The sequence below is a fragment of the Chryseobacterium sp. MEBOG07 genome (genome assembly GCF_021869745.1).
Taxonomy (GTDB): domain Bacteria; phylum Bacteroidota; class Bacteroidia; order Flavobacteriales; family Weeksellaceae; genus Chryseobacterium; species Chryseobacterium viscerum.
Map to the genome: position 1 here is coordinate 894,794 of NZ_CP084579.1, position 15,171 is coordinate 909,964.

Consider the following 15,171-nt stretch of genomic DNA (forward strand, 5'->3'; position numbering starts at 1 on the left):
ATGAGTAAATTAGATTCAAGAATTCCAGCGGGTCCTCTTAAAGACAAGTGGAAAAATCATAAAGACCATATGAACCTTGTTGCACCAAACAACAGAGATAAGATTGATATTATTGTTGTAGGTACAGGTTTGGCAGGAGGTTCTGCTGCAGCTACACTAGCTGAGCAAGGATATAACGTAAAAGCATTCTGTTACCAGGATTCTCCAAGAAGAGCGCACTCTATTGCAGCTCAGGGAGGGATCAACGCAGCTAAGAATTACCAGGGTGACGGTGACTCTACTTACAGATTGTTTTATGACACTATCAAAGGTGGTGACTATAGAGCAAGAGAAGCCAACGTTTACAGATTAGCTGAAGTTTCTGCAAATATTATTGACCAATGTGTTTCCCAAGGAGTTCCTTTCGGTAGAGATTACGGCGGTCAGCTAGATAACCGTTCATTTGGTGGGGTTCAGGTAAAAAGAACTTTTTATGCAAAAGGACAAACAGGACAGCAGTTATTATTAGGAGCTTATTCTTCAATGAGCCGTCAGATCGGTAAAGGAAGAATCAAGATGTACAACCGTCACGAGATGCTAGATCTTGTTATTGTTGACGGAAAAGCAAGAGGAATTATTGCAAGAAACCTTGTAACAGGTGAGATCGAAAGACACTCTGCTCACGCTGTAGTAATCGCTTCAGGAGGGTATGGAAACGTTTATTTCCTTTCTACCAATGCAATGGGATCCAATGTTTCTGCAGCTTGGAAAATCCACAAAAAAGGAGCATATTTTGCAAACCCTTGTTATGTACAGATTCACCCTACTTGTATTCCTGTTCACGGAACACAGCAGTCTAAACTTACTTTGATGTCCGAATCTCTTAGAAACTCCGGAAGAATTTGGGTTCCTAAGAAGATTGAAGATTCTGTAGCTATCAGAGACGGTAAATTGAGACCTGAAAATATTAAAGAAGAAGATAGAGACTATTATTTAGAAAGAAGATATCCTGCATTCGGAAACTTAGTACCTAGAGACGTTGCGTCTAGAGCAGGTAAAGAAAGATGTGATGCTGGTTTCGGAATCGAAAATAATGAAACGAAAGAAGGTGTTTACTTAGATTTCTCAACAGAGATCATCAAAAAAGGTAAAGAAGCCGCTATCGAAAAACATATTCATAATCCTACAGATCAGCAGATTTATGATTTAGGAAAAGCTTGGATTGAGGAGAAGTATGGTAACTTATTCGTTATGTACGAAAAAATTACTGCTGATGATCCTTACAAAACTCCAATGAAAATCTATCCTGCAGTTCACTATACAATGGGTGGTGTATGGGTTGATTATAACCTTCAGTCTACAATCCCTGGATGTTTCGTCATTGGTGAAGCTAACTTCTCTGATCACGGAGCAAACAGATTGGGAGCTTCTGCTTTGATGCAAGGCTTGGCAGACGGATATTTCGTTCTTCCTTACACGATTGCAGATTACCTTTCTGCAGATATCAGAACGGGAACAATTCCTACTAATTCAGCAGCATTTGATGAAGCTGAAAAAGATATTAAAGGAAAAGTAGATTTCTTCTTAAATAATAAAGGAACACATTCTGTAGATCATTTCCATAAAAAACTAGGACACATCATGTGGAATAAAGTGGGGATGGGAAGAACTCCTGAAGGATTAAAAGAAGCTATTGCTGAAATTGCTCAGGTGAAAAAAGAATTCTGGGAAGACGTAAAAGTTCCTGGTGATGCTGATGGAATGAACACTGAGCTTGAAAAAGCATTCAGAGTGGCAGATTTTATCGAACTAGGACAATTAATGGCTATCGATGCGTTACACAGAAATGAATCTTGTGGCGGACACTTCAGAGAAGATCATGCGACTCCTGAAGGTGAAGCAGAAAGAGACGATGTCAACTTTAAATATGTAGGAGCTTGGGAATATCAGACTGATGATATTACAACAGAAGTTCTGCATAAAGAAGAGCTGATCTACGAAAACATTGAAGTTAAAGCAAGAAGTTACAAATAATCTCCAACCTATAAATAAATAATTATGAGTGCAAAAAAAGGCCTTCATCTTACCCTAAAAATTTGGAGACAAAAAAATAGCAAAACTAAAGGTCAGTTTGAGACCTACAAAATATCAGATGTTTCTACAGATTCTTCTTTCTTGGAAATGTTGGATATTCTGAACGAAAACATCATCAACGAAGGAAAAGAGCCTATCGCTTTCGATCACGACTGTCGTGAAGGAATTTGCGGGATGTGTTCTCTTTACATCAATGGTAGAGCGCACGGTCCTGATACGGGTATCACGACTTGTCAGCTTCACATGAGAATGTTTAAAGATGGTGAAACGATCGTCATTGAACCTTGGAGAAGTGCCGCTTTCCCTGTTATCAAAGACTTGATGGTAGACAGAAGTGCATTCGACAGAGTAATGGCAGCAGGAGGTTTCATCTCTGTGAATACTTCCGGTAATACATTGGATGCTAACGCAATTCCGGTTCCAAAAGAAGATGCAGACAAAGCAATGGACGCTGCTGCTTGTATCGGATGTGGAGCTTGTGTAGCAACATGTAAAAACGGATCTGCAATGCTATTCGTAGGAGCTAAAGTTTCTCAATATGCATTACTTCCTCAAGGGAGAGTAGAATCGAAGAGAAGAGTGCTGAACATGGTAAAAGCTATGGACGAAGAAGGATTCGGAAACTGTTCAAACACCGGAGCATGTGAAGTAGAATGTCCTAAAGGTATTTCTCTTGAAAACATCGCTAGAATGAACAGAGAATATATGGCTGCTCTTGTAGATCAAGGATAGAATTGATTCAAATACATAAAAAATCGCCTTCATTTTTGGAGGCGATTTTTTTATGAAAGGCATAGCCTTGTTAAAGTTTGTTAACTTATTGATAGATTTGAGTCATTCTTTATTTAATAAGTATATATTTGAAGGGTAGTTGAATCGTTTTTTCAAAAACTTTCAAAAACGTCTTACCGTGACAAAAGAGAACCATGAAATAATTGGAATATCCCTTTTGAACCGTAATAATAAAATTTTTAAAAAAAATAATTAGTGTGAATTAACAAGCCCTAAAAAGCTTATTTTTGTGTAATATTAAAAATTGAAATGAAAAAATATCTTTTATTGTTTATCATCACATTTTTTGTGATGTCTTGTTCAAAAAAAGTAGAAGTAAAAGGGAAAATTACCGGAAGCTCATCATTAGAAAGAATTGAATTTGTGGAAGCTTCAGGAGTAGGAACCCTGCCTTTGGTTAATATTGGTTTAGATAAAGACGGGAATTTCTCAGGAAACTTCGATGCTCCTAAAGACGGAATGTACGTAATCAACTATGCGGGCAGACAAAACCTGATCTATCTTGAAGGAGGACAAAAAGTAAATATTTCAGGAAACGGAACCACTTTCCCAAGTGAATACGTAATTACTGGAGATGCTAAAAAGAATAATGATTTCCTTACAGCAACTATGAAATTCCTTGCAGAATACGGTAGCAAAGTGAACTTAGGAGCATTAATGGGTGGAGACGAAGCAGCTTTTCTAAAAGGTATGCATAAAGTTGAAGCAGATATTAATAAAAATGTTGATGATCTTGCAAAGAAAAACAACCCAAGCAAGGGGCTTTTAGAGTGGAAGAAAAACGACGTGAAAGTAACTATTCTTAACTTGCTTGCTAACTATGAAATGTCTCACGGACCAATGTCAGGGAATCCATCTTATAAGGCTTCTAAAGCTTTCAAAGATTATGAAACTCAACTGGAAACTGACAAAGAAGCGATGGTGAAAACAATCCCTCTTTACAGACAATATCTTCTTGTAAAAATGACTCCTGATTTTCAGAAGTATGCAGAAGCAAACAGCAAAGGGAAAACTGGAGTTACAACTTCTGAGATGTTCGCTCAATATTTAAAAACTAAAAAAGATTTATCTCAGACTGCAAAAGATTATCTTTTAGCATTTGTAATGGCTCAGGCTGATATTCATCCAACAAGTCCAGCAGCAAACATTGACAAGATTAAAAAAATTATCGATTCAGATATCAAAGATGCTACTATTAAAAGTGATCTTTTAAAAATGCAGGTAGCAATTACAGGACTTAAAATCGGAGAAGCAGCTCCAGATGCAGCTTTAACAAAACAGGATGGAAAAGCGTATAAGCTTTCTGAAAACAAAGGGAAGCCTTATATGGTATTCTTCTATGCTTCATGGAATCCTTACATCAGCGAAGCTACAGTACCTGTATTAAAAGAAGTAGTAAACTTCTATAAATCTAAAATGAATTTTGTATTTGTAAACGTAGACGATACAAAAGATCAGTTTATTAAAACAAGCAATTCTCTTTTAAAAGGAATTCAAGGAGTAAATGTTTACGGAGAAGGAGGTCTTAATTCTGATATTGCCAAGAAATATGGTGTATACGGATTCAAATTACCTTGCTTTGTAATCATCGATAAAGATGGTAAAATTGCCAGCAGATCTTTTGTGAATCTTGGTGAGCAGGAATTGGTAACAGTTCTTGATAAGCAGACTGGGCTTTCTGCTCCGAAAGCACAACCCAATATGCAGATGCAGCCACAATTACAGCTTGACCCTTCTGCAATGCAGCAAGCTCCACAACCTGCAAATCCGCAGCCGGCTCCAACAAAATAATAAACTTTAACACAGTATAGAAACCTTATCTTCGGATAAGGTTTTTTTTATTGTATTTTTGCAAACGAAATTGGAACTGAAAAGTTTCACCGTTTATTAGAAAAAATAGAAAATAGATGAAGTATAGAGTAGAAAGCTATCTTCGTCACAAGAAATTGATATGAGAAAGAAGAAAGATGTAATTCTTGAAAATATAAAGCTTTTTGCAGCAGGAGCAAAAGGTGTAGCCATCGGAAAAACTGAAGAAGGGAAAACTGTTTTGGTTTCCGGTGCGATTCCCGGAGACGTTGTAAATGCAAGAGTTAAAAAATCAAAGTCAAAATATTTTGAGGCTGAAGTAAAAGAAATCGTTGAGAAATCACCATTCAGAGTTGAGCCGAAATGTGTTCACTTCGGAACTTGTGGTGGTTGCAAATGGCAGAATATGAGCTACGAAAAGCAGCTTGATTTTAAACAAGAAGAAGTTTACAATAATATTAAAAGAATTGGAGGAATTGAAGATTTTGAAACTGTTCCAATTTTAGGTGCCGAAGAACAATATTTCTACAGAAATAAAATGGAATTTTCTTTTTCTAATGCAAGATGGTTGACTCAATACGAAATCAGTTCTGAAGAAAACTTCGGAAGCAGAGATGCGCTTGGTTTCCATATTCCGGGAATGTGGAGCAAGATTTTAGATTTAAAAGAATGTTTCCTTCAGGAAGATCCGTCGAATGCAATTCGTTTGGCAGTTAAAAAATTTGCTGAGAATAAAGGGTTAGATTTCTTTGATGTGAGAGAGCAGAAAGGTTTCCTGAGAACTTTAATGATGAGACAAAATTCTAAAGGAGAATGGATGGTTTTATTCCAACTTTACAGAGAAGAAAAAGAAAACCGCACTCAGCTTTTTGATTATTTGTTGGAGCAGTTCCCACAGATAAAAACGTTGGTGTATGCCATTAATCCTAAACAGAATGATTCTATTTATGATTTAAATATTAATGTGTATTTCGGAGAAGGTTACCTTATGGAAGAAATGGACGGATTGAAATTTAAAATCGGACCAAAATCTTTCTTTCAAACTAATTACAAACAAGCTTTAGAATTATATAGAAAAACGCTTGAATTTGCCGATCTAAAAGGCGATGAAGTTGTTTACGATTTATATACAGGAACTGGAACGATTGCTCAATACGTAGCAAGAAATGCAAAACAGGTTATTGGAATCGAATCTGTTCAGGAAGCAATCGATGCAGCAATCGAACATGCTGAACTGAATGGTTTAACCAATACAACTTTCTATTGTGGAGATATGAAAAACGTCTTTAATGACGAGTTTTTAGAAAATCACCCGAAAGCAGATGTGTTAATCACAGATCCACCAAGAGATGGAATGCACCAGAAGGTGGTAGAACAGATTTTAAAGCTTTCACCGGAAAAAGTAGTTTATGTAAGCTGCAACTCAGCAACGCAGGCGAGAGACCTTGCTTTGATGAAAGATCACTATACGTTAGTAAAGATCCTTCCAGTAGATATGTTCCCACAAACACACCATGTTGAGAACATTGCATTGCTGATTAAAAAATAAATTTATTTAAATTTGAATTTCAAATCTTAATATGAAGTATTTTAAATTTCTCATAATGATCTGCTTTTTAGGAATGCTTTTTTCCTGTGGTGGAGATGATGATATTTGCGAAAGTGGAGAAGGAACTCCCAGAATGAAGGTTGCTTTCAGATCATTGTCAACTGGAAAGGAAATGACCGTGGATACACTATATGTAGCAGTAGACTATGGTGCAGGAAAAGTGGATCTGGGTAAACTTGTAAACATTGATTCCAGACTAATTCCTTTACGCGTGGATAAATCGCCTTATACAGACGTTTATTTCAAAGTTAGAGTAAAAGGAGTAGAATCTAAAGTAAGGGTCAATTATACTACAAAGTCGACCTATGTATCTCCAGGATGTGGGATCAAGAAGTCTTATGAGAATTTAACTTCAGAATTAGTAACTCCGAATCCTGTTCAAAAGGTAGAAATCGGCCAAAATCAAATAGAGAATGAAGACAAGACTAATCTTTACCTTTCTTTTTAGTTTATTTGGAGTAATAAGCTGGGCACAAGACAAAAAAAAGGAAGCAGAGAAGAAGGTTCACGAAAAATATGAGCCCAATTTTATGGTTGGCCTTGATGTATTGAATACCGGAGCCGGATTTTTTTCGGACAGAAAACTGTATCAGGGATTTATTTCTTCAAAAATCAGAGGAAATGTTCATGCGATTGCAGAAGCTGGTTTTGAAAAAAATGTATATCAGAAGAATGGATATGATGCTAAAGCAAGTGGTCCCTTTGTTAAGCTGGGAGCGTTTTATATGCTGGCAAAGGATGCCGAAAATGAATTCAACGGATTTTATGCCGGAGGAAAAGTTGCCGGGTCGTTCTATAACCAGGAGTATATGGCAATTCCCGTTCGTGGATTCGGTGGAAGTAGTTCTTCTGAAGCCTTTCCTTCCTCATCTCAGTCTTCTTTTTGGCTGGAAGGAACGATAGGGGGTAGAGTACAGTTATTCAGCTCCAATTTCTATATTGATGTAAATCTTCAGCCGAGATATTTGGTATATACCTCCAAGCAGGATGATATCTCTCCAATGATAGTTCCTGGGTTCGGAAAAAGCTCATCAAAATTCAATATGGGATTTGCATGGAATATCGCATATAAGTTTTAGAAATATTAATTATTAACTTTTATAATATATAAAATACAAACTTTAGACATGTCTAAAGTTTGTATTTTTTTTAATGAATCTATATATTATATATATATTATGTTAAAAAATATCAACTTATATTATTCGAGTAAATTATAAAATAGTTATATTTGGCGGAAATTATAATTGTTATTTAATTTATGAAAAGAGTATTTACTGCCTTGGTGTGTACTTTAATAGGTGGAGCGGCGTTCGGACAATGGACTCCTACTTCATTTAATAAAGTAGACAACAAAAAAAGAGGAACTTTTACAGTAGAGAAATCTGGTGTAAGAGAAAACGGGTATTATAAATTAGACTTAGCTTCACTAAGATCTCAATTGAAGAATGCTCAAGAGATGGGGGCAAATGCAGCTCCAGTTATTATTTCTCTTCCAACTGTTGATGGGAGGATAGAAAGATTCAAAGTATTTAGCTTTCCTGTTCTGGCAAAAGAAATTGCTGATAAGTATGAGCTAGGTTCTTACGTGGGAACAAGTGTTGAAGATCCCAGTAAATATTTAAGATTCAGTGTTTCTCCTAATGAACTTCAATCTATGATTATAGATGGAGACAAATATGAGTTCATCGAACCTTTAACTACTGATAAGAGTGTATACGCAGTGCATCCTAAAACGATGAAGAATCCAAACGGATTTATATGCTCAACCGAGGAAAGCCCTGCTTCTAAAAAGCAAATAGATGCTTTATTAAAAAAGGTAAATCTATTGCCAACCAACCAACCAGCTTTGCTAAAAATTCTGATAAGAAATACAGAACAATGAGATTGGCAATGTCTGTAACGGGAGAATATACTCAGTTTTTTGGAGGAGTTGCGGGTGCATGGGCACAGATAAACAACACCATATCAAGAGTAAATGGAGTATTTGAAAAAGACTTTGCATTACACTTAAATGTGTTAAATTATCCAGCTCTTATTTTTGATAACCCTACTACAGATCCATATGCCTCTGTTACCAGCGCAACCGCGCCTCCAGGTACATGGAATACTGAATTACAAAACCAATTGACAACAGTTGTAACTGAGGCAAATTATGATATTGGTCACTTATTTGGTGCTTCAGGGGGAGGAGGAAACGCCGGTTGTATTGGCTGCGTTTGTATAAGTCCTACTACTGCTGAGCCAGAAGGAAAAGGATCAGGAATTACATCTCCTGCTACAGGAAGTGTAAATCCATCTGCAACATACCCACCATCCGGAGATAATTTTGATATCGACTATGTGGCTCACGAAATGGGACACCAGTTGGGAGCAAATCATACATTCTCTCACAGTATTGAAGGAGCAGGGGTAAACATGGAGCCAGGTTCAGGGTCTACAATTATGGGATATGCTGGTATTACAGGAGCTAGTTATGATGTACAGCCACATTCAGATCCTTACTTCCATATTGCAAGTATTGATCAGATTCAGGAAAATCTGAATGAGAAAACTTGTGATATAGAAACTCCGATTGCAAATAATCCACCTGTAATTGCATCGTTACCAACATTTAATATTCCTAAAGGTACAGCATTTGTACTTACAGCTTCAGCTACAGATGCTGAAAACGATCCACTTACTTATGTATGGGAAGAAGTAGATAACGCTGCTGCTGTTATTAATAAAAATATTTTAGGTAACACAACTACTGGTGCAACATTTAGATCTAAGTCTACAGGAATCAACCCAACAAGATATTTTCCAAGCTTTACATCTGTGATGAACGGTGTATTGAATAATGCTAATAATACTTGGGAATCCGTTTCTGCATTCTCAAGAACTACAAATTTTGCAGTGACAGTAAGGGATAATAATCCAAATATTGCACAGCAGCAAACTAATTTTGCGGTTCAGACAGTTGTTGTTGGAGATACAGGGCCATTCAAGTTAGCGAATCAATATGCTGATGTAAATACACCTACACCTATTCAATGGCTTGTAGCTAACACCAACGCTGCTCCATATAACGTAGCAAATGTTAAGATTGATTATACTACGGATAACGGAACAACTTGGACTGTATTAGCGGCTTCAACTCCAAATGATGGAACTGAAAACTTTACATTCCCTTCTTCTTTAAACGGACAGATCATTAAAGTAAGAGTTTCTGCAATAGGAAATATTTTCTATGCAGTAGGACCTGTTACAATAGGACCACTTTCTGCTTGTAGCTCTGCTGCACCTACAAATGTAGTAGTAAGCAACATTAGTAATACTTCTGGTAACGTTTCATGGATGGCGTATACAGGAGCAACGTATAAAGTACGTTATAGAAAAGTAGGTACAACTACATGGAGTGAGGTTGATTCTGCAGTTCCTTCTATTAACTTAACTGGTTTAGCAGAGGGTACAAACTTTGAAGTACAGGTTGCTTTAGCTTGTGGTACTACAGTAGGAACTTATTCTACATCTGTTAACTTCACTACACTTGCTATTACTTATTGTGCGGCATCAACATTGTTAACTAGTGAGGAGTATATTTCAAATGTTACCCTTAATAATGTTAACAACACTACTGCAGCATCAACATATTCAAACTATACAACGAATTCAGCTCTTCAGGTTAACCTTACTAAAGGAGCTACTTATCCTATATCTGTTACAGTAGGAAAAGCAGATGTTAATGACGTAGCTGCTGTATATATCGACTTTAACAAAAATGGAGTTTTTGAAAGCAATGAAGCTGTATTAAATGTTCCAACTACAACTGTAGCTACAAGTGTATATAATGGATCATTTACAGTTCCTGCAAGTGCAGTAGAAAACCAGCCATTAAGAATGAGAGTTCTTGCATTCTATGCAGGAGCAAGTAATGCAGGATTCCCGATTCCAGCTTCATTTGCTTGTGGAACTAATTTCTACTATGGAGAGGTTGAAGATTATAATGTAGTTGTTACAAGTAACCTTGCTACTTCTGAGACTTCTGTTAAAAATAATGGTATCCAGATCTATCCAAATCCTGCAACTGATATTCTAAATATTACTAAAGTTTCAGATAGAGCTACCTATAAAATTTATAGTGCTCCTGGACAATTAATAGATAGTGGAAATATCAATAATGGAAAAATTAATGTTTCAGCATTAGTTAAAGGAGGGTATGTAATTACAATAGATGATAAAGGTATTGAGCAATTCAAATCGAAATTCATCAAGAAATAGAAATAACCTTTAAATATTATTAAATCCCCGGGCTATCCCGGGGATTTCTTTATTTAAAGCATAAGTGGAGATATTGTCGTTTTTTTTCAAAAAAAAGCTAATTGCACCTATAAATTAATAATAAAAAATGTTTAGATTTGTATGATTAATATTAATAATGAAAACATTATGAAGAAACTCTTTACCTCTTTAATTCTGTTTCTCTGTTTGATCTGTACGGGCTTTGTATCAAAGGTCTCAGCCCAGGCAGGCCAGATTGGGACAGGAACAGGTACCTCAGTGTATCTCCCCATACGTTCCTATTATGGATATAGTTATTCCCAGCAGATTTATACAGCTGCGGAAGTTTCGACTGCCATTGGTACGTCGACCTATATCACGGCCGTAAAGTTTTATGTAAACACCTTATCAACTCCTCAGGATAGTTATAAGGATTGGGTAGTTTACATGGGTAATACCACCCAAAATAGCTTTTCGAGCAATACAAACTGGATTCCGTTGGGTTCTTTAACCCAGGTGTATACCGGAGATTTGCCTACCATAACCAATGGAAACTGGGTAACTCTTCAGTTGACTACTCCGTTTATTTGGAATGGAACTGACAATCTTGTGATTGCTGTCAATGAAAAGACATCAGGTTATTCATCATCGCCAGGTACAGCCTGGGGATCTTATAATGCAGGAGCTAATAGAGGTATTCTCTATTATGAAGATACAACAAACCCAAATCCTGCTTCGCCTCCTTCGGCATCGGACAGGTATTCGGATATTCCTAGAGTACAGTTGGTGAGTCATCAGCTGACTCCGTGTACTGCAGCACCGCCTACGAATATCACAGTGAACAATATAACTACTGTATCCGCAGTTGTTAACTGGTATACCGCTACAGGTTCTACTTATGTCGTAAGATATAGAAGTTTACCTGCTGGTGCATGGCAGCAAATTAACGTCACAGCCCCTCTTTCAGGGAGTACGACAATTCCGGGGCTGACAGAACAGACCCAGTATGAAGTTCAGGTGGCTACTGTTTGTGGAGGCACTCAAGGAGCATTCTCTGCTGGTGTAACTTTTACGACTCCAGCACTTAGTTATTGTGCTTCAGCAGCTACAAGTACTTTTATTGATGGGTACATCAACCAGGTTTCTGTCAATGCACAAGGAGCTCCTTCTATGGTAAGTAACTCTGCTCAAAGTGGTTATACAGATTATAGTACAGACCCTACAAGATTAGTTACTTTGGTAAGAGGTGGTACTGCTACTGTTTCAGTTTCAAAAGCATGGCCAGATTATCAATATAGCTTCTTAACGGGAGTTTGGATTGACTTTAACCGTAATGGTATTTATGAAGCGAGTGAAAGAGTATTAACTTCTCCAAGTAATACAACAACTCCGGTAACAGGTACATTCACTATACCAAACGCTGGAGGTGGTGTTTATACAGGAAACCTGACTACAAGAATGCGTGTTGTAATGAATGAATACAGCCCGATTGCTGCTTGTGGTACTTATTCTTATGGTGAGACGGAAGACTATGCAGTAAAACTTATTGATTTATCAGCATGTACTACGGCTCCGCCTTCTAACATCATTGTAAATAATGTAACCCCTTCAACAGCTAATGTTACTTGGACATCAGCTACAGGAGCTACTTATATTGTAAGATACAGAGTTTCTCCTTCTGGTGCATGGCAGCAGATTACTGTCAATACACCTTTGGTAAGTAATCAATTACTGATAGGATTATTGGAACAGACTACCTATGAGGTTCAGATAGCTACGGTTTGTGGAGGTACTACAGGAGCGTTCTCACCAAGTGTGAACTTTACAACTCCGCCTCTTACTTATTGTACAGCTGCTCCTACAAGTAATACCGCTACAAGTGGATATATTAATAATGTGACAGTTACTCCTACGAATACACCTATTATGATAAGTAATTCTGTATCGGATGGTTATAAAGATTATACAACAGATGCTACAAGAGTAATTACTTTTGAAAGAGGTTCTGCCAATAATAAAATTTCTGTAAACAAATACTGGCCTGGTTCTCCTACATCTTATGGAGTTTCAGCTTGGGTAGATTTTAACAGAAACGGAACATTTGAGACAAGTGAGAGAATTCTTAATACGACCTATAATACAACAACTCCGGTAACAGCTACTTTTGCAGTGCCAACAGTCGCGAGTGGAAATGTATATACAGGAACTCTTCCTACTCGTATGCGTGTTGTGATGAGATATTTCGATAATGCTAATCCATGTGGAACATTCACTCAGGGAGAAGTAGAAGATTATGCGGTAAGGTTTGTAGATTCTCAACCTTGTACAACAGCTCCTCCAACAGGTATTACAGTAAATAATGTTGCAGCTACTACGGCAACTGTATCATGGATTTCTACTGTAGGAGCTACGTATACTGTGAGATGGAGAGTTGCTCCAAGTGGTGCATGGCAGACCGCTACTGTACCAGCCGGTCAGAACTTCTATGGAATTACGGGTCTTACAGAACAGACGAATTATGAAGTTCAGGTTTCAACAACTTGTGGAGGTGCTACAGGATCATACTCATCATCAGTAGCATTTACAACGCCGCCGTTGTCTTACTGCCCGATGACAGGTACCGGAACGAATGACCATATTTCGAATGTAACGGTTACCTCTTCGAACCTTGGAGTTCCTCCAATGAATAACACTTCAGTACAGACTAACTATATAAGTTATACAACACCAGAGACTCTTATTACTTTAGATGTTAATTCTCAAAATAATAAAATCTCGGTAGCAAAAGGTTGGACAGGTGCAACAGGAAACGATGCTGTAACAGCATGGATTGACTTTGACAGAAACGGACAGTTCACCGATGCTGAGAGAATCTTAATTTCTCCTGCCAATACAACAACTCCGGTTACTGCCACTTTTGCTGTTCCTTCAACAGCGTATACAGGACCATTGACAACAACTATGAGAGTTGTAATAAAACGTTCTAGTGCTGCTACGATGTGTCAGAATGCAATAGATGGAGAAGTAGAAGATTACCGGGTAAGAATAAGACCTTGCAGCAATGCAATGCCTAATGCTCCTACATTTACTACCACTCATACAAGCGCAACTGTTACGATTACAGGAGCTGGAGTAAGCTACGTGGTAAGATACAGAGTTCAGGGAACAACAGCATGGACACAAATATATGCTTCTACCCAATTGGGTAACCTTCCATTAGTTATTAATGGATTAACACCTGCTACGACTTATGAAGTAGAAGTAGCCGCTATTTGTGGAGATATTGTAGGAACAGCAACTCCAATCAAAACATTTACGACAAGATGTGATCCAACGCCTCCAAATGTTACAGTTGGGAACATTACTCCAACTACAGCCTTGATTACATGGGCTCCGCTTGCAGCAAGTTCTACTTATACTATGAGATGGAGAAAAGTAGGAACTACAACATGGAATATTATAAGTTTACCTGCAGCTCCAGCAAACACGTATGTGTTAGGTAGTGTAACACCTTTAGAGCCTTACACCACTTATGAAGTTCAGATTGCTAATCAGTGTAACGGAGAATCTACTCTGAATCCATATTCTAACCCTAAAGTCTTTACAACAGAAAGAATATGTCAGATTCCTCCTCCAGGATTAACTATTACGCAATTACTGCCAACCTCAGCAGAGGTTAAATGGGATCCATTCCCGGGAGCAACCTATGTTCTTAGATATAGAAAAGTAGGTATTCCAAGCTGGACAGAAGTACCATCATTAGTTAATAACCTTGTATTAACAGGTCTTACAGAATTAACAAAATATGAAATGCAGGTTGTGAATATCTGTAGCGGTACTCCAGGAAATTATACTCCTCCTTACTATTTCACGACACCTACAGTGATCTACTGTAAGATGAAATCAGAAAGTTCTACAGGAGAACATATTTCTAAAGTTACGGTGAAGCCTACAGGTAAGAAAACAATGGAGAATGAATCCGGAGCTTCCACGTATACAGATTATACAGGAGTTCCTAAGACGTTCATCGAAATGATTCAGGGCTCTACAGACAATGAGATTATCATTGAGAAGAAATGGACAGGAACTACTTATAACGAAGGAATCGCAGTATGGATTGACTTCAACAGAAATGGAGAGTTTGATATTAACGAAAGAGTGTTTACTTCTTCACCAAATTCAAACAGTCCTGTTTCCGGTAAGTTCAATGTACCTGCAGATGCTTTTGTAAGCATGACAGACTATAAGTATGTTGTCATGAGAGTCGCGATGTCAAGAGACGGTATTCCGGTAAACTGTGCAGACTTCAAGAATGGAGAAGTAGAGGATTACACGGTAAGAATCTCTAAGCCGATTACTGCTAATCCAATAGATCAGACAGGAATCATGATTTATCCAAACCCAGTAAGTTCAGTATTGTTTGTAAAGAATATTAGCAAGAGAGCTAAATATAAGATTTACAATTCTGCAGGACAGGTAATCGGAGATGGTATTTTACTCAACAGTCAGATCAATGTAAGCAGATTGATCAACGGTGTTTATGTGATTGATATCGATGATAACGGTAAAACTGCTCAGAAGAAATTTATCAAAGAATAAGTAAACTGAATTTCAAATAGAATAAG

The 15,171-nt window shown here is 37.4% G+C and carries 9 protein-coding genes; all 9 read left to right on the top strand.

Features of this window, described 5'->3' with window-relative positions; genetic code table 11:
• The gene (locus LF886_RS04100; RefSeq protein WP_124536468.1) at positions 1-2,013 is read left to right on the top strand and encodes a fumarate reductase/succinate dehydrogenase flavoprotein subunit; all 2,013 of its coding nucleotides are present in this window, start codon (positions 1-3) and stop codon (positions 2,011-2,013) included.
• Positions 2,014-2,037: 24 nt separating this feature from the next.
• Positions 2,038-2,805: a succinate dehydrogenase/fumarate reductase iron-sulfur subunit gene (locus LF886_RS04105; protein ID WP_124536466.1), complete on the top strand. Its 768-nt coding sequence runs from the start codon at positions 2,038-2,040 to the stop codon at positions 2,803-2,805.
• Between the two features lie 309 nt (positions 2,806-3,114).
• The gene (locus tag LF886_RS04110) at positions 3,115-4,656 is read left to right on the top strand and encodes a TlpA family protein disulfide reductase (RefSeq protein ID WP_236852837.1); all 1,542 of its coding nucleotides are present in this window, start codon (positions 3,115-3,117) and stop codon (positions 4,654-4,656) included.
• Positions 4,657-4,816: 160 nt separating this feature from the next.
• Positions 4,817-6,223 (top strand): 23S rRNA (uracil(1939)-C(5))-methyltransferase RlmD, encoded by a 1,407-nt coding sequence (gene rlmD / locus LF886_RS04115; RefSeq protein ID WP_236852838.1) that lies wholly within the window; start codon positions 4,817-4,819, stop codon positions 6,221-6,223.
• A gap of 55 nt (positions 6,224-6,278) precedes the next feature.
• Positions 6,279-6,731, top strand: coding sequence for a DUF6452 family protein (locus LF886_RS04120; protein WP_236852839.1), 453 nt, complete (start codon positions 6,279-6,281; stop codon positions 6,729-6,731).
• Complete coding sequence (locus tag LF886_RS04125) at positions 6,697-7,362, top strand: DUF6048 family protein (protein WP_103232030.1); 666 nt, start codon at positions 6,697-6,699, stop codon at positions 7,360-7,362. The genes LF886_RS04120 and LF886_RS04125 overlap by 35 nt, the downstream gene beginning before the upstream one ends.
• Positions 7,363-7,544: 182 nt before the next feature.
• Entirely contained in the window at positions 7,545-8,168 is a 624-nt protein-coding gene (locus LF886_RS04130; protein WP_236852840.1) for a hypothetical protein, read from the top strand.
• Positions 8,165-10,546 (top strand): reprolysin-like metallopeptidase, encoded by a 2,382-nt coding sequence (locus tag LF886_RS04135; protein ID WP_236852841.1) that lies wholly within the window; start codon positions 8,165-8,167, stop codon positions 10,544-10,546. Before LF886_RS04130 ends, LF886_RS04135 begins: the two co-directional genes overlap by 4 nt.
• Before the next feature lie 141 nt (positions 10,547-10,687).
• On the top strand, positions 10,688-15,145 hold the full coding sequence (locus tag LF886_RS04140; protein ID WP_236852842.1) for a GEVED domain-containing protein: 4,458 nt from the start codon (positions 10,688-10,690) through the stop codon (positions 15,143-15,145).
• Positions 15,146-15,171: the final 26 nt, after the last annotated feature.